Annotated in this window: 14 protein-coding genes; 6 read left to right on the top strand and 8 right to left on the bottom strand. The window is 55.1% G+C overall.

From position 1 onward, the window contains the following. The 3 genes from ACR0DG_RS12280 (at position 1) to ACR0DG_RS12270 (ending at position 4,302) form a co-directional block, all read left to right on the top strand. Complete coding sequence (locus ACR0DG_RS12280) at positions 1 to 1,806, top strand: ABC transporter ATP-binding protein (protein WP_480696943.1); 1,806 nt, start codon at positions 1 to 3, stop codon at positions 1,804 to 1,806. Between the two features lie 298 nt (positions 1,807 to 2,104). Then, on the top strand, positions 2,105 to 2,998 hold the full coding sequence (gene galU / locus ACR0DG_RS12275; protein ID WP_480696945.1) for a UTP--glucose-1-phosphate uridylyltransferase GalU: 894 nt from the start codon (positions 2,105 to 2,107) through the stop codon (positions 2,996 to 2,998). Positions 2,999 to 3,225: 227 nt separating this feature from the next. Continuing rightward, positions 3,226 to 4,302, top strand: a complete 1,077-nt coding sequence (locus tag ACR0DG_RS12270; protein WP_480696947.1) for a DUF2793 domain-containing protein — start codon at positions 3,226 to 3,228, stop codon at positions 4,300 to 4,302. Between the two features lie 33 nt (positions 4,303 to 4,335). On the opposite strand, the gene fcl is transcribed toward ACR0DG_RS12270, so the two are convergent. Both fcl and gmd read right to left on the bottom strand, forming a co-directional pair. Further along, positions 4,336 to 5,331, bottom strand: a complete 996-nt coding sequence (fcl, locus tag ACR0DG_RS12265; protein ID WP_480696949.1) for a GDP-L-fucose synthase — start codon at positions 5,329 to 5,331, stop codon at positions 4,336 to 4,338. Then, the gene (gene gmd, locus ACR0DG_RS12260) at positions 5,324 to 6,448 is read right to left on the bottom strand and encodes a GDP-mannose 4,6-dehydratase (protein WP_480696951.1); all 1,125 of its coding nucleotides are present in this window, start codon (positions 6,446 to 6,448) and stop codon (positions 5,324 to 5,326) included. Before gmd ends, fcl begins: the two co-directional genes overlap by 8 nt. A gap of 160 nt (positions 6,449 to 6,608) precedes the next feature. On the opposite strand from gmd, the gene ACR0DG_RS12255 reads away from it, so the two are divergent. Next, complete coding sequence (locus ACR0DG_RS12255) at positions 6,609 to 7,913, top strand: UDP-glucose dehydrogenase family protein (RefSeq protein WP_480696953.1); 1,305 nt, start codon at positions 6,609 to 6,611, stop codon at positions 7,911 to 7,913. A 7-nt stretch (positions 7,914 to 7,920) separates the two neighbouring features. On the opposite strand, the gene ACR0DG_RS12250 is transcribed toward ACR0DG_RS12255, so the two are convergent. Further along, positions 7,921 to 8,796, bottom strand: coding sequence for a phytanoyl-CoA dioxygenase family protein (locus ACR0DG_RS12250; RefSeq protein ID WP_480696955.1), 876 nt, complete (start codon positions 8,794 to 8,796; stop codon positions 7,921 to 7,923). 104 nt (positions 8,797 to 8,900) lie between these two features. Between ACR0DG_RS12250 and ACR0DG_RS12245 the strand changes: the two genes are divergently transcribed. After that, entirely contained in the window at positions 8,901 to 9,791 is an 891-nt protein-coding gene (locus ACR0DG_RS12245; protein WP_480696957.1) for a LysR family transcriptional regulator, read from the top strand. Here the strand turns inward: ACR0DG_RS12245 and ACR0DG_RS12240 are convergent. The 3 genes from ACR0DG_RS12240 to ACR0DG_RS12230 are packed head-to-tail and all read right to left on the bottom strand — an operon-like array spanning position 9,764 to position 12,251. After that, positions 9,764 to 10,840, bottom strand: coding sequence for a helix-turn-helix domain-containing protein (locus ACR0DG_RS12240; RefSeq protein WP_480696958.1), 1,077 nt, complete (start codon positions 10,838 to 10,840; stop codon positions 9,764 to 9,766). The two genes, ACR0DG_RS12245 and ACR0DG_RS12240, sit on opposite strands and share 28 nt — an antisense overlap. A gap of 59 nt (positions 10,841 to 10,899) precedes the next feature. Continuing rightward, a complete protein-coding gene (locus ACR0DG_RS12235; protein WP_480696960.1) occupies positions 10,900 to 11,652 on the bottom strand; it encodes a hypothetical protein in 753 nt (250 codons plus the stop codon). Between the two features lie 11 nt (positions 11,653 to 11,663). Beyond that, a complete protein-coding gene (locus tag ACR0DG_RS12230; RefSeq protein WP_480707165.1) occupies positions 11,664 to 12,251 on the bottom strand; it encodes an RNA polymerase sigma factor in 588 nt (195 codons plus the stop codon). A gap of 18 nt (positions 12,252 to 12,269) precedes the next feature. Between ACR0DG_RS12230 and ACR0DG_RS12225 the strand changes: the two genes are divergently transcribed. Beyond that, entirely contained in the window at positions 12,270 to 13,211 is a 942-nt protein-coding gene (locus ACR0DG_RS12225; protein WP_480696964.1) for a c-type cytochrome, read from the top strand. Between the two features lie 81 nt (positions 13,212 to 13,292). Here the strand turns inward: ACR0DG_RS12225 and ACR0DG_RS12220 are convergent, their stop codons facing one another. Continuing rightward, complete coding sequence (locus tag ACR0DG_RS12220) at positions 13,293 to 13,934, bottom strand: glutathione binding-like protein (RefSeq protein WP_480696966.1); 642 nt, start codon at positions 13,932 to 13,934, stop codon at positions 13,293 to 13,295. A gap of 42 nt (positions 13,935 to 13,976) precedes the next feature. Next, positions 13,977 to 15,119, bottom strand: coding sequence for an NADH:flavin oxidoreductase/NADH oxidase (locus tag ACR0DG_RS12215; RefSeq protein WP_480696968.1), 1,143 nt, complete (start codon positions 15,117 to 15,119; stop codon positions 13,977 to 13,979). Positions 15,120 to 15,157: the final 38 nt, after the last annotated feature.

The raw sequence follows: 15,157 nt of genomic DNA, 5'->3' as shown, positions 1-15,157 counted from the left end.
ATGAGCTTGTTTTCCGTAAAAGATCTGAGCGTCCAGTTCGACACTCCGGATGGCGTGGTCGAAGCTGTCAAAGGTATCAGCTTTGACATCAACCCCGGCGAATGCCTCGGTATTGTGGGCGAAAGCGGGTCCGGCAAAAGCCAGACATTCATGGCTGCAATGGGGCTTTTGCCACCGGCCGGGCGGGCGTCTGGGTCCGCCACGCTGAACGGCAGTGAAATCCTGAATATGCCTGTTAACCGGTTGAACAAAATTCGCGGATCGGATGTCGGAATGATCTTTCAGGATCCATTGACGGCGCTTACCCCGCATCTGAGGATCGGACAGCAGATGCGTGAGGTTTTGCAAGTTCATGAAGGGTTGCAAGGATCAGCCGCGCGGGCGCGCTGTTTGGAATGGTTAGACCGCGTTCGCATCCCCGAGGCCAAGCGGCGTCTGGATCAGTATCCGCATGAATTGTCTGGCGGTATGCGACAACGTGTAATGATCGCAATGTCGATGCTGTGTAACCCCAAACTCCTTATTGCGGACGAACCGACGACGGCTTTGGATGTAACGGTTCAGGCCGACATTCTGGATTTGATGGTCAGGCTTCAAAAGGATGAGGGCACAGCAATTGCGCTAATCACCCATGACATGGGCGTTGTGGCACGGATGTGTGATCGCATTCAGGTTATGCGTTTGGGGCAGTTTGTCGAAGCGGGCGAGACACGTGCAATTTTCCACGCGCCCCAGCACGACTATACCCGAACGCTTCTGGCGGCGATGCCTCGGATCGACGCCGGGGATGCCCCCAAGGCACTGGCCAAGACTGATGATCCATTGCTGAAAGTCGATGATGTCAAAGTTCATTTCCCCATTCAGGTTTCTGGTGGGCTTTTTGGCAAAAAGATTCCTCTCAAAGCTGTGGATGGTGTGAGCTTTGATATTCGGAAGGGCGAAACACTGGGCGTCGTTGGTGAGTCCGGCTGCGGAAAATCGACACTTGCGCGCGCCGTTCTGCAACTGATCGAACCAAGTGGCGGAAATGTCAGCTGGTTGGGCCACCCCATCGTGGGTCTGAAACGGGCCGAATTGAACAAGTACCGCAAGGACCTGCAGATTGTGTTCCAGGATCCACTGGCCAGCCTAGATCCGCGCATGACCATTTCGGCGTCGATTGCAGAACCGCTCAAGACTTATCGCCCTGACCTGACGGATCGGGAACGTAAGGAAATGGTAGCAGAGATGATGGAGCGTGTCGGTCTGAATGCAAACATGATCAATCGCTATCCGCACGAGTTGTCAGGCGGCCAAAACCAACGTGTCGGCATTGCGCGGGCGATGATCAACAAGCCTAAACTCATCATCTGCGATGAGGCGGTTTCGGCCTTGGACGTTTCCATTCAGGCGCAAATCGTCGAATTACTGCGCGAGTTGCAACAGGAATTTGGCTTGTCGATGATCTTTATCAGCCACGATCTGTCAGTCGTTCGGGCCGTGTCTAACAGGATCATGGTCCTGTATCTGGGGCGGATCGTCGAACTCGGCGATGGTGAGATCATTTGTTCGGATCCAATCCACCCCTATACTAAATCGTTGATTTCTGCCGTTCCCATCCCGGACCCGGATATCGAGCGTAGTCGCCACCGTCTGAAACTACCTGGAGAGTTGCCCTCACCCATGGATCCAAAGGCTGCCCTGCGTTTTCTGCCAAGCAGATTGTTTCAGGGGCAAACAGATTATGTTCCCTGCCTCAACGAGGTGAAACCCGATCATTTCGTGGCCGAGCATGACCCACTGGAGGCTATCATGGCCAATGGCTGAAAATGACCGTGGTTTTAAAAGATCAAGGGTTTTGCAATCGCTCAATTCCGACCCAGCTAACCGGCTAACAAAAACAATACATAAATAATTAGTATGATTGTTCAGATTTTACGGGCGACCCAGTATGTACATAGGCATGTGACAATGGATCGTTTTGACTTCCTGTCTCTCGAATGGCACGATCTATCTTGTTTAAAGGCTTGGCTCATGGGGGCGTTGAACATTACGGCCTTACAGCCTATGCAAAGTCCCCGGAACCGATCGGTTTTCGGTTAAAAAATTAAAATTGAGAGGTAATATGGCACGCAAGGTCACCAAAGCGATTTTCCCGGTTGCGGGACTGGGTACCCGCTTTCTACCTGCGACAAAGTCTGTCCCGAAAGAGATCATGACATTGGTCGACCGGCCGTTGGTACAATATGCCATCGACGAAGCGCGTGCCGCCGGGATCAAGGAATTTATTTTTGTAACTTCGCGCGGCAAGTCAGCGCTTGAGGACTATTTTGACCACAACCACATCCTTGAGCAGGAACTGAAAGCCAAAAGCAAAGACGATTTGCTGGAGGCGCTGAATGCAACGAATATGGAAAGCGGTGCAATTGCCTATATCCGGCAGCACAAGGCTTTGGGACTGGGGCACGCCGTTTGGTGCGCGCGCCGCCTGATCGGTGACGAGCCCTTTGCAGTTATGCTACCGGATGATGTGATCGCCGCCGACAAACCGTGCTTGCAACAGATGGTTGAAGCCTACGAAGAGACCGGCGGAAACATGGTCGCGGCGATGGAGGTCCCTCAGGAAAAAACCAGCGCTTACGGGGTTCTCGATGTCGGTGAAAACATCGGCTCGGTCGTTCGCGCCCGCGGAATGGTAGAAAAGCCCAAACCAGAAGATGCACCATCGAATTTGGCCGTAATCGGTCGGTACATCCTCGGCCCTTCCGTTCTGTACAACCTCAATCAGAAGAAAAAGGGAAGCGGCGGAGAAATCCAGCTTACCGACGCGATTGCCGAGGATATCGGAAACGGTGTCCCTGTTTTTGGCCACAAATTCGAAGGCCAGCGCTTTGACTGTGGATCCAAGTCTGGCTTCCTGCAAGCCACGGTCGCATTTGCCCTTGCACGCGAGGACCTGCGCGACGATCTGCGTGAATACCTTCACGACACAATCGCCACGGATCAGGCCGCGCAATAAAAGCCGACCCTCGTTTTTGGTTAAGAGGCATCCTATTCGGGGTGCCTTTTTCTTTTCGGACCCTCCCAGAACATTCATCTTGCGACTTGTGGTGTGGTTCCCAGGGCCAAGTAGTTTCTTTCGAAAACCTTGAGCCAGCGCCCGACCAACTGGCCAAGGGTTAACTAAATTAGGAGCAGTTTGGCGCGCATCTCAATCAGTGGGATAGAATTGCAGGAGGGCGCCAATTGTCACAAAACTCACCCAACTTAGACCTACCGTTTATTCAACCGTCGCAAGCGCAAAAGCACGTCACTCATAACGAAGCTCTACGCCAACTGGATCTTATTGTTCAGCTCACAGTTGTTACGACTGATGCAACTTCACCGCCTGCAGCCCCGGAACAAGGCGCGGTGTATGCGTTGGGCTCTGTTCCAACTGGGGATTGGGCTGGTCAGGGTGGGAAACTGACCGCGTGGCTGGACAACGCATGGCATTTCTTTGAACCCAGTATTGGTTGGAGAGCCTGGGACACCAGCGCAACCTGTTTGAAAATCTGGGACGGCTCTTCTTGGAGCGAACCCACAGCGGCGACCCAGAACCTTGATGGCGTCGGCGTTGCAACGGCTTTCGACGCAATCAACAGGCTGTCCGTCAAGTCCCCTGCGACCTTGTTTAGCCACGACGGAAATGGCCACCAGCTAAAGATCAACAAAGCCAGCGCCAATGATACAGCGTCTTTGCTGTTCCAATCCGATTGGACCGGTCATGCAGAGATGGGGTTGTCAGGGTCGACCGGGTTTTCGATCAAGGTTTCGCCCGACGGGACGAACTGGACAGATGCTATCCAATTTGACCCGACAACCGCACTTGCGACCGGCGCGGCCATTCAGAACGGCGCAGACGACACGACACCGGGGCGTTTGATGCGCGCAGATTTCGGCTTTGGGCCGGGCAACATTTTGGGTCCTGTGTCACAAAATGCCGGGACGCCAACCGGCGCTGTTATCGAAAGGGGGTCCACGGCCAACGGTGAATATGTCCGCTTCGCAGATGGAACTCAGATTTGCACGGTTACTCTGGACGCCGTAAGTTGCACGACCGCGTCGGGCGCAATGTTCACAAGCGCGGTCGGCCAATGGGATTTCCCTGTGGCCTTTGCCAACGGAACAATACCCGTCGTCTGCGGCAGCGGCGGAGAGTTGACTCGTTCGGTCGGATTCAGCGTCCCGACAGAAACCACAGTTTCCTATCAGGTCTTGTCGAATGTTGCTGACAGTGCGCAACATTCACCGGCAGCCATTGCGACCGGTCGCTGGTTCTAAGCGGTCATAGGAAGGTCTTTAAAGACCAATTTGTTATTTGGCTCTAATATCGGCATCCGCCTGCGCAAGGAACCACGCATAGGTTTCGCGGATGCCGTCTTCTAACGTGATACGCGCGCGCCACCCCATATCTGCAAGGCGCGATACATCCATCAATTTGCGCAGTGTACCATCGGGTTTGCTAACATCCTGTGTCACACGCCCTGTAAACCCGACCGTGTGTGCGACCATTTCCGCCAATTCCGCGATCGAGACATCCTCACCGCAGCCCACATTGATGTGGCTTAGCATAGGCTGCGTATTCGCCTCATAAACGTCCCGTGGCAGGTCAAGAACGAACAGAGAGGCCTCGGCCATGTCGTCAACATGGAGAAATTCTCTTCTGGGCTTTCCCGTCCCCCAGATGACCACCTCGTCCAAACCATCACGCTTGGCCTCGTGACACCGTCGAATAAGGGCCGGTAGGACGTGACTATTTTCGGGGTGAAAATTATCCCCCGGACCGTACAAGTTCGTTGGCATTACCGAGCGAAAATCGACCCCGTGCTGACGATTGTAGCTTTCGCACAACTTGATACCGGCAATCTTTGCCACCGCGTAAGGTTCGTTTGTCGGCTCCAGAACACCCGTTAGCAGAGCATCCTCGCGCATAGGCTGATCAGCCGCACGAGGGTAAATACATGAGCTGCCCAATTGCAGCAGCCGCCGAACGCCAGAAGCAAAGGCCTGATGGATCACGTTGCATTCGATCATCAGGTTCTCGTAAATGAAATCAGCCGGGTAAGTGTTGTTTGCGTGAATACCGCCCACCTTCGCTGCGGCCAAAATCACGACATCGGGGCGTTCAGCTTGCATAAAGTCGCGAACGGCGGTCTGGTCGGTCAGATCAAGCTGCGCGTGGGTCTGCGTCAGCACTTTCAGCGCTTCACCTGCATTTTGACGTTGCTGCAGGCGTCGCAGTATCGCCCCGCCGACCATGCCGCGGTGTCCGGCCACGTAGATTTTGCGAACGCCTTGCTGTTTAGCCATTTTCCAAACTCACTGGCAAATCGTAACCATGCTCTTTCAGCAACGCATGACGTTTGGCCGTTTTCAGATCCTCGATTACCATTTCGGCGCACATCTGCTGTACTGTCAGCTCAGGCTCCCAACCCAGTTTGGTTTTGGCCTTGGTCGGATCGCCCAGCAACGTCTCGACTTCGGCTGGTCGAAAATATTGGGGGTCAATCCGCATAACGATATCCCCGGGCTTTAGCGCCGGGGCGTTGCTGCCTTCAACAGACTTGACTGTCGCGATTTCGTCCACGCCCTGCCCCGAGAATTCAAGCATGACGCCCAATTCAGCGGCCGACCATTCGATAAACTGGCGGACGGAATACTGCACGCCCGTCGCAATGACAAAATCCTCGGGCGTATCCTGCTGCAGCATCAACCACTGCATCCTTACATAGTCTTTTGCATGTCCCCAATCGCGCAAACTGTCGATATTGCCCATGTACAGGCAGTCTTCGAGCCCTTGAGCAATATTCGCCAATCCCCGCGTGATCTTGCGCGTGACGAAAGTCTCACCCCGCCGGGGGCTTTCGTGATTGAACAGGATCCCGTTGCAAGCATACATTCCGTAAGCTTCGCGATAGTTCACAGTGATCCAGTAAGAATAAAGCTTTGCTACCGCATATGGTGAGCGTGGATGAAACGGAGTCGTTTCTTTTTGAGGAATCTCTTGAACCAATCCATAAAGTTCGGATGTCGAGGCTTGATAGAACCGCGTTTTCTTTTCCAGTCCAAGGAATCGGATCGCTTCCAGCAACCGCAAAGTCCCAATTGCATCAACATCCGCCGTGTATTCGGGCGATTCAAAACTGACCGCAACATGGGATTGGGCGCCCAGATTATAGACTTCGTCTGGTTGAACCTCTTGTATGATTCTTGTCAGGTTCGATGTGTCGCTTAGATCGCCGTAATGCAGATGCAAACGGGGGTTCGGCTCATGCGGGTCCTGATAAATATGGTCGATGCGCTGCGTATTGAACGATGAGGCCCGGCGCTTAATCCCATGCACCTCATAACCTTTTTCCAAAAGAAACTCGGCCAGATATGATCCGTCTTGTCCCGTTATGCCGGTTATCAGTGCAGTTTTTGTCATTGTCGCGTTCCACAAAACTCAAATCTGGCAGGTAGAACACTCAGAAACAGCAAGAACACCCGGATTGCAACCCGGCGCCCGGAACAGGCATTGAAACCTGCCGAAGTTTGCGGAATGTAAGAACTATAGATGTTACCAGTTCTTTGAGAGGTTTTGGGATATGCGGATAGCGATGATCGGCACAGGATATGTTGGCCTCGTGTCGGGTGTATGTTTCTCGGACTTTGGTCACGACGTGATCTGCGTCGACAAAGCCGCACAGAAAATCGACACGCTGCAAGCCGGACGCGTCCCGATCTATGAACCGGGTCTCGAAGCCCTAATGGCCAAAAACGTTGCAGCGGGTCGGCTGAGCTTTACGACAGATCTGGCAGCTGCCGTAGACGGGGCGGATGCTGTTTTCATCGCCGTCGGAACCCCAACCCGCCGTGGCGACGGGCATGCCGATCTGACATACGTCATGGATGCGGCGAAAGAGATCGCTCAGGCGGTAACCGGCTACACCGTGATCGTTACCAAATCGACGGTACCTGTCGGCACAAACCGAAAGGTGCATGAAGCCGTTACCGCGGCTAATCCCAAAGCTGACTTCGATGTCGCCTCGAACCCGGAATTCCTGCGCGAAGGGGCCGCCATTGATGACTTTATGCGCCCCGACAGGGTCGTGGTCGGAGTTGAAAGCGACCGTGCTGCCGATGTGATGGCCGAGATTTACAGGCCGCTTTACCTGAGGGACTTTCCAATCCTGACGACCGATTTGGAAAGTGCCGAGATGATCAAGTACGCGGCGAACGCATTCCTTGCGACAAAAATCACGTTCATAAACGAGATCGCCGGTTTGTGCGAAAGAGCTGGCGGCGATGTCAAAGAGGTCGCTCGGGGGATTGGCCTCGATGGTCGTATCGGCAATAAATTTCTGCATGCCGGCCCGGGGTACGGGGGGTCCTGCTTTCCCAAAGACACCGCCGCTTTGGCACGCATCGGGCAAGAACATGCCTACCCCATGCAGATCACCGAAACCGTCATCCGCGTCAATGATGGCGTAAAGTCTCGCATGATCGAGAAGATACGCGAGGTTTGCGACGACAGTTTCAACGGCAAGACGGTGGCAATTCTTGGGGTCACGTTCAAACCGAACACTGATGACATGCGGGATGCGCCTTCTCTTACAATCGTTCCAGCCCTGATCGGCGGCGGAGCAACCGTCAAAGTTGTTGATCCACAGGGTAAAGCAGAGGGCGAAGCCCTATTGCCCGGAGTAGTTTGGTGTGATGACCCATATACCGCGACCAAAGGCGCGGATGCAGTCGTCCTGCTAACGGAATGGAACGAATTCCGTGCGCTTAACCTGACGCAGATGGCGCAGTCGATGAAATCCGCTCGGATGGTCGACCTGCGCAACATCTACTCGAATTCGGTCGCGCTCAAATCCGGATTCGAAACATATATCGGTGTTGGTCGCTGAGCCCTGATCAGGAATTCGCATATAGCGGGACAGTATCGTCGGCACCTTTGGCCAAGGCTTTGCTCTGGTCGCGGCGGACCTGTTCGTACAAAGCCAAGGCTTCGCTGGAAAACAACGAACTGGGTGCTGGCACCGAAATGAAGTTGCTTTGTTGGTCCTGTCCGCGCGCCAATAAAGCATAGTCGCGCTCAGCGACAAGTTGCTTAGCGTTTGGGTTCAGGTATCGAATAGCCAGCCCGATTCTACGATCATCTGACTGGTTTGGACCCGATCCATGGATGGTCAGACCATGGTGCAAAGACATCTGGCCCGGGGCCAGTTCGATATGTGTTTTTTCGTCTTCCGAAACCTCCACGGCGATCTCTTGACCCCGCGACAGCAGATTGGTTTCCGAGTAGGTGTCATTATGCGGAAGGATAGGATTTTTGTGGCTTCCACGTACAAAATCCATACACCCGCTCGCGCAGGTTGCCGGCGACAGCGCGATCCATGCCGTTACCTGATCCGGCGTCTCGCCCATCCCCCAATAGGTCAGGTCCTGGTGCATTCCTACTTTATGCCGGGTATGTGGCTCTTTCACAAAAAACTCGGCCGACCAAACCATGATATCAGGACCCAAAACACCCTCGACGACGTCCAGAACACGAGGGTCCGTGGCAACTCGGACCGCCAATGGCATTACAAGGTGAGCGTTTACGCGTTTGTAAGTGTTTAGCGGCAACGGCAAATCAGCCGCTTGCCAGTCCCGTTCTATTTGCTCGAACTCCGCACGAATGTCTGCGGCTTCCTGTGCGGAAAAAACCGACAGTGGGAACAGATAACCGTCCTCCCAATACTGTTCGGCCTGATCTGACGTTAGTTGGTGTGCCAATTGTCTGGACATGCGCGCTCCTCCTCAAGCATGTTCCGACAGGCTAAACCCACCGGCCAGAATCCCAGAGCGTTGAGTCTTGCCCGTCAGCATAAGTTCAGCTTAGCCTGTCTCACATGTCGTCCCGTATCCCGTCCCTCAATTGGTTACGCGTTTTTGAGGCAGCGGCCCGCACCGAAAGTTTTGCCCGGGCCTCTGCTCAATTGAACATGTCCCCAGCGGCCGTAAGTCAGCAGGTCAAAGCGCTGGAGGATCGCCTGGGTACGCCCTTGTTTCACCGGCATGCACACTCTGTCACACTGACCGAAGCAGGCCGGGCATATTTGCCCTCTGTGCAGCAATCATTGTTGATGCTGGAAACCGCAACGACCGGACTTTTTGGAGAGACCCGCGAACAGCGCCTCTATGTTCAATCGGTTCTGTTATTTGCCCATGGCATACTGGCGTCGGGATTACCGGAGTTTCAGCGGTCCCATCCAGCGATCAATTTGTCCCTGAGCACAGGCAATATCGCTTCGGACTTCACAAACAGGTTCACTGACCTGCAAATTGTATTCGGAAACCCATCGCTTTTCGGATCAGAAGGCGACGAGTTGCTGCGCGAGCGATTGTATCCAGTCGCACCTCCGCAAATCGCTGTTCAGATAAACAACCCGCAGGACCTGTTTCAATTCACTTTGATCGAGGTTTCAACCCATCGGGCCAGTTGGCTACAGCTTTTTGAAAAACTTCGCCTTCCCGCAGGACAGGCGCGGTTTTTCTTTGCTGACAATTCCATCATGGCCGCCGAAATCGCAGCCAGCGGTGGCGGTGTTGCATTAGCGCGCGCACCAGCCACGGACCGTATCATGACACTTTCCGGCCTCGTTCCCTGCCTTCCCAAGATTTCTGTAGCCGGGCAAGAAGCATATCATCTGATTTATCCGGCGCGATCCGCTCTTCGACCTCCGGCCCGAGCTTTTCGTGATTGGATCTTAGATCACAGCGCTGCGGTCCAAACGCGATAACGCCCTTGACCCGTCACCTCTCGAACCAGCGCCCGCTTGGTGAACAGATCGATATTGCGTTGCACCGCTGCCCGCGAAGCCCGGGTCAATTCTTCGGCCAACGGCGCGGAAACCATCGGCCAAGCCGTCATAACATCAATAAGCTGAGGTGGTGTGCGGCCGCTCAGGTCAGCAGTTATCTCTCTGGCACGACGCTCCCAAGCACTGACCCGATCCAGATGTAGCAAGGCAGCGAGGGCCGCCTGCCCTGCCCCCGTAATCCATGCGCTAAGTTTTTCCTCGGTCGATCCCACGCCACGCAGCGCTCCGGGGCCTGAAAGGGCGATTGGCATGAATCGCGCCCCACCCCGCCCCATGGCCGCAGCGTGCCGGGCCGCAATGATCGCGGCTTCTGTGTCCTGAGCGATTCCCTCAGACAGTGCGCGCCATGCATGAAACCCAACCGCGGCCTGCGTCACAGGGTGCAGCCCTTGCCCGTTCTCCATTACTTCGGCCAGATCCGCCACGGCCTCAGGAACTTCGTCAATCCCCTGTGCCAAGCGATCCAGAAATGCCGTCAGACCAGCACCCCAACCACCTTCGGACGGACCGGCGCCGGAAATCAACCGGCGCACTGCCCAACCAGCCCGGAACAGAGCTTGTACATCATCCCCAGTCGCTCCAATGCGTAGCCCCGTCCACAAAGCCAGGCGATCCACACCAATACGATCGCCAGTCCACCAACCCAAATCGGAGACTTCCATCAAGGCAAGACGATGCGTCCAACCCTTTGGTCCGGCACGCAGGCGTTCATCTAACGCGCCGAAAGTCGCCGCAAGATCCGCCAATTCCAGTGACAGTTCAGCCTGAGCAGCACGCCAGTCACGCGGGTCGAACAATAAGCGCCGGTCCGATTTAGGTCCCGGCAGCAGGTAATCTTCCTCGACCTCTTCGTCAGGAGGCAGGAACCAAAGGTCCTCATCCTCGGGACCACCTGAGTCATAAATGCTGGGAGGCCCGAGGGGGTCCTCGTCCTCATCAGGTTTGGGCATGACAGGTTTCGACGTCATGCCCGCTATACTTCTGGTATTTCGGTCAGTTCACAAGGCGTTTCGCGAACGAAGACCAATCAGCTTGCAAAGGTTGAGGTCAGGATGTCCAGTTGGCCATCCAGTTCAGTACCTTCATCACTGCCGATCAGCATGTAGCCATACCCACCCTGCGACCAAGTCGCCGTCGCCAAACCACTCAGCGTTGCCAGGTTAACGTCCTTACCCGGCGCACCTGCACCTTGGCGGATGATACAAAACGCAAATGGCTGGCCTTCTTCATCAGCAAATACAACCTGAATCAGGGGCTTGCCATTGAACGACAGCACTTGGGCGCGTTTAAGCTCCATCCCCGGCAACGCCTCGAGCGTTTCGCGGTTCAACGATCGGCCAAGCTGTGCTTCGGCTTGTGCAAACTGCGCATCCAAGGCTTGTTCCGAATTGTCCAGAGAGGCGATCGTATCAGGCACATAGAGTGACTGGTAAATCGCGGCCTGCTCTGCCCAACCCAATGGCTCCGGCCGGGTTGCCCAAACCGTTGCCGACACCGCAATGACAGCAACAGAAGCAGCAACAGCCATCAGACGCCACGGCCCATTAACATTGGCAGGTCGCACAGGCTCGGACGCCTGAGGTTCCGGAAGCTCCACAATGGGGGCTTCGGCGGGTACAGTTTCAAAGACCGCCTGCACCACCGGTGCAATCGGGTCCAGCGCCATAAGGCGCGTTTCAAGCGTGGGGTCGGTCTCAATCGCGGACTCAATCGCGATTGCCTGATCTTCATCCACGTTGCCTTCCAGATACGCCTTTAGCGTGTCATCGGAAAACTTCATTTGCCACTCCGTCAAACGGCGTCTGCCGCATCGTGCTGCATCACGGTTTTCAATTTCTGCCGGGCGTTGGACAACCGGCTCATGATAGTTCCTATTGGCACCTCCAGCAACGCAGCGGCTTCTCGGTAGCTATAGCCCTCAACGAACACAAGCATCACCGTCTCCCGCTGCGCTTCTGGCAGCTGCATTACTTGTTTAAACACCTCAGTGGCGAAAATATTCGTTTCTGAGTCAGGTTCAGACGAAATTAATTCCGCTTCGGGTGTTACAGACAGCGCTTGTGCCTTACGAACAGAGCGCGCGCGCACTTCATTCAACCAGATCGAACGGCAGATCGTCATCAGCCAACTGTCCAATCGATCATGAGATGTCACCTGATGGTGACGCTCTAAGGCGCGCAGGCAGGTTGATTGCAGCAAATCGTCGGCCACGTCCGAGGCGCCAGACAAAGCCAACCCAAACCGCCAGACGCGTTTAGAGTGCGTCTGGATCGCGCCGCGTACGGCAAATTCGGAACTAATTTCGACACCCATCGAATAAATCGCGACCTGTGTGTGTTTGTAATGCACGGACCGGGCCCGCAGGGTCAGGACTGACATAACCTGTGGAGGAAAGAAATGAAACTTCTGTTGAAAGCAGTCACGTTTGCGTCGGCAATTGTTGCAACCCCGGTTTTGGCGGAAAGCTGGACCCTGTCAGCCGAGAACTCACATCTCGCGTACGGCACGATCAAAAAAGACACCGTGGGTGAGGTGAACTCCTTCACAAACCTGTCTGGACATGTGGGCCCAGACGGTAAGGCAGAAATCGAAATCGACCTTTCTTCGGTCGAGACGAATATCGATATCCGCAACGAACGGATGATTGAGCATGTATTCCGCAACGTCGGCACCGCCGCACTGACTGCGGAATTTGACATGGAAGAGGTCTCGGGGCTTGCTGTTGGGCAGACCACAGTCGTCGATGCCGAATCTGTCCTTTCATTGGCGGGAACAGATGTTGAGTTCGACGTCGAAATGTTCGTCGTACGTGTGTCCGAAACCTCTGTAATGGTATCGACAAACGACATGGTCTTTCTGAGCACAGAAGACGCGGGCGTGAACGCAGGCGTCGATAAACTGATGGAACTGGCCAGCCTTCCTGGAATCACGCGCACTGTTCCGATCACCGCGCGTCTGTTCTTTAACCTGGACGACAAAAAAGCCGAGGCTGCGCCTGCCGCCGCCACCGTTACCCTTGCGGCCGTAGATGGCGACATCAAAGCCGGTAAAAAAGTCTATCGTAAATGCAAAGCCTGCCATCAAACGAAAGAAGGGCGCAACGGAGTAGGCCCGTCGCTGTTCGGTATTGTCGGCGCTTCCGCCGGTCAGGTCGATGGTTTCAAATATTCTGACGCACTGAAAGGCTCCGAAGTTGTTTGGGATGCGGAAACGCTGACAAGCTTTTTGGCCGACCCCAAAGGCACAGTTCCTGGTAACAAAATGCAGTTCCCGGGCCTGAAAAAAGACGAAGATATCACCAATGTCATCGCCTACCTGCAAGCAGAGTCGCAGGGCTAAGCAAAAAACGTAATAACTTGAGCTGCTTGCCCGCGCCTTCCTTGTCTATCGAAGACAAGGAGGGCGCGGGTTGTTTCCGTCTTACCCAAATAAATTCTGCCGCAGCTCTCGATCCAGCCTCATGTCATCCTCAATCAACGTAGCAATCGACTTGCGGCTCAAGACACGTTGGCGGTAGGCCTCAAGTTGCGGGAAATCTGCATGATCGACCTTTGCATATCCTGACAGGACGAAGAACCACGCCAGATAGGCGTCAGCGGCTGAAAAACTATCCCCGAGCAGGTATTCCCGATCCTTTAGGTGTGTATCGAGCAATTGGAAACGTGAGGGCATCAAACCTCGAACACGTTGTTTCACCTCATCTGTCGCCTCCTGATAAAAAACGACGCGAAACAGACCTTTGTGCAGTTCGGTGGCGCAGAAAGCCAACCAGCGCAGCATCTGAAAGTATTTTGGATCAGTGGGTGTAATCCGAAAGCCATCTACAAGCGAGTGCGTTTGAATCCAGGTCAGAACGGTTGAGGTCTCGGCCAGCCTCGCTCCGTCATCAGCATCCATAACCGCGACCTGACCCAGAGGGTTGATATCGTAGAGCGATCCTCCTGACTCTGTTTTGCGGGTCGCCAGATTTACCAGCACAAGATCCAGATCGACCTCTCCCTCAGCCGCTGCGAAACGGGCGGCGAGCGAACATGTGAGTGGAGCGTGATAGAGGGTCGCCATATTAGCTTCCTTTTGAGTGACGGCCGGGTGCCGCGCCGAGTATCAATCCGAACGCAACCCGAGTTTGGACAGTAACCGGTCACGTTTCATTAACCACCAACCTGCTTCGATCGGCCAAAGCGCGTGATCGGCACCTTCACCCAGATACGCTGCAGCGTGCAAAGGCCAGTTGGGATCATCCAGCAATTCCCGCGCAAGAGCGACCATATCTGCATCCCCATTTTCGATCACCGCATTGCACAGACTTGCGTCCCAAAGGAACCCAACTGCCATAGTTGGCATGTCCGACTGGGCCCGTACCTGCGCAGCAAAGGGGACTTGGAATCCCTGCGAGATGGTCATTTTCTGTGGGCGTTCCTTGCCCCCGATCCCGCCCGAACTGCAATCGACCATATCCACACCCGCCCCTTTTAGCGCCTTGGCGATTTCGCCCGTGTCGTCGACGGTCAGACCTGCGTCAAGCCAATCGGTTGCGGATAGTCTAAAGGCGAGCGGCAAGTCTTCGGGCCAATTCCGGCGGATCGCACGCGCGACCTCGACGGCGAAACGCGTCCGATTTGCTGCACTGCCACCCCATCTGTCCTGCCTTTGATTGGTGATGGGCGATAGAAACTGGTGCACCAGAAAACCATGAGCGGCATAGATTTCGATCACTTTGAACCCCGCGCGGTGCGCGCGTGCCGCGGCGGCACCGAAGGCATCAATGACGGATTCGATATCCTCTTCGGTCATCTCGCGCGGGGTGGGCCAACCATCGGCGTAGGGCAACGCCGAGGGAGCGATGGCGTGCCACGCTTCTTCGTTGCGTTCGCGGGCATCGACCTCATCCAGTGGGGTTTCCCCGTGCCATGGGCGCCGCTCAGAAGCTTTACGGCCCGCATGGCTGAGTTGAATACCGGGAACTGCGCCTTCCTGTTCGATAAAAGCGCTGATGCGCGCCAGCGGGTCGATCTGGCGGTCATCCCACAGACCTAGATCGCCAGGGGTACGGCGACCGTCGCGGGTGACGGCAGTGGCCTCGGCATAGACCAGTGCGGCCCCACCCATTGCGAACCGCCCCAAATGCGCAAGGTGCCAGTCATTAGCTTGGCCTTCCTTTGCGCGGTACTGGCTCATGGGTGAGACGGCGATGCGGTTTTTGAACGTCACATCCCGAAGGTGGAAACTGCTGAAAAGAGGGGGCATTTTCGTCTCTCAAACCTGCTTCAAAACGTTTTAACGGG

Source organism: Ruegeria sp. BG8 (assembly GCF_056538325.1).
This window is presented reverse-complemented; position numbering and strand designations above follow the sequence as displayed.

Coding starts and splice junctions, on each gene's coding strand:
- ACR0DG_RS12230 (WP_480707165.1), bottom strand. CDS start 12,251: ATGTCAGTCCTGACCCTGCGGGCCCGGTCCGTGCATTACAAACACACA.
- ACR0DG_RS12250 (WP_480696955.1), bottom strand. CDS start 8,796: ATGTCCAGACAATTGGCACACCAACTAACGTCAGATCAGGCCGAACAG.
- ACR0DG_RS12245 (WP_480696957.1), top strand. CDS start 8,901: ATGTCGTCCCGTATCCCGTCCCTCAATTGGTTACGCGTTTTTGAGGCA.
- ACR0DG_RS12255 (WP_480696953.1), top strand. CDS start 6,609: ATGCGGATAGCGATGATCGGCACAGGATATGTTGGCCTCGTGTCGGGT.
- ACR0DG_RS12220 (WP_480696966.1), bottom strand. CDS start 13,934: ATGGCGACCCTCTATCACGCTCCACTCACATGTTCGCTCGCCGCCCGT.
- galU (WP_480696945.1), top strand. CDS start 2,105: ATGGCACGCAAGGTCACCAAAGCGATTTTCCCGGTTGCGGGACTGGGT.
- ACR0DG_RS12240 (WP_480696958.1), bottom strand. CDS start 10,840: ATGACGTCGAAACCTGTCATGCCCAAACCTGATGAGGACGAGGACCCC.
- fcl (WP_480696949.1), bottom strand. CDS start 5,331: ATGGCTAAACAGCAAGGCGTTCGCAAAATCTACGTGGCCGGACACCGC.
- ACR0DG_RS12225 (WP_480696964.1), top strand. CDS start 12,270: ATGAAACTTCTGTTGAAAGCAGTCACGTTTGCGTCGGCAATTGTTGCA.
- gmd (WP_480696951.1), bottom strand. CDS start 6,448: ATGACAAAAACTGCACTGATAACCGGCATAACGGGACAAGACGGATCA.
- ACR0DG_RS12280 (WP_480696943.1), top strand. CDS start 1: ATGAGCTTGTTTTCCGTAAAAGATCTGAGCGTCCAGTTCGACACTCCG.
- ACR0DG_RS12215 (WP_480696968.1), bottom strand. CDS start 15,119: ATGCCCCCTCTTTTCAGCAGTTTCCACCTTCGGGATGTGACGTTCAAA.
- ACR0DG_RS12235 (WP_480696960.1), bottom strand. CDS start 11,652: ATGAAGTTTTCCGATGACACGCTAAAGGCGTATCTGGAAGGCAACGTG.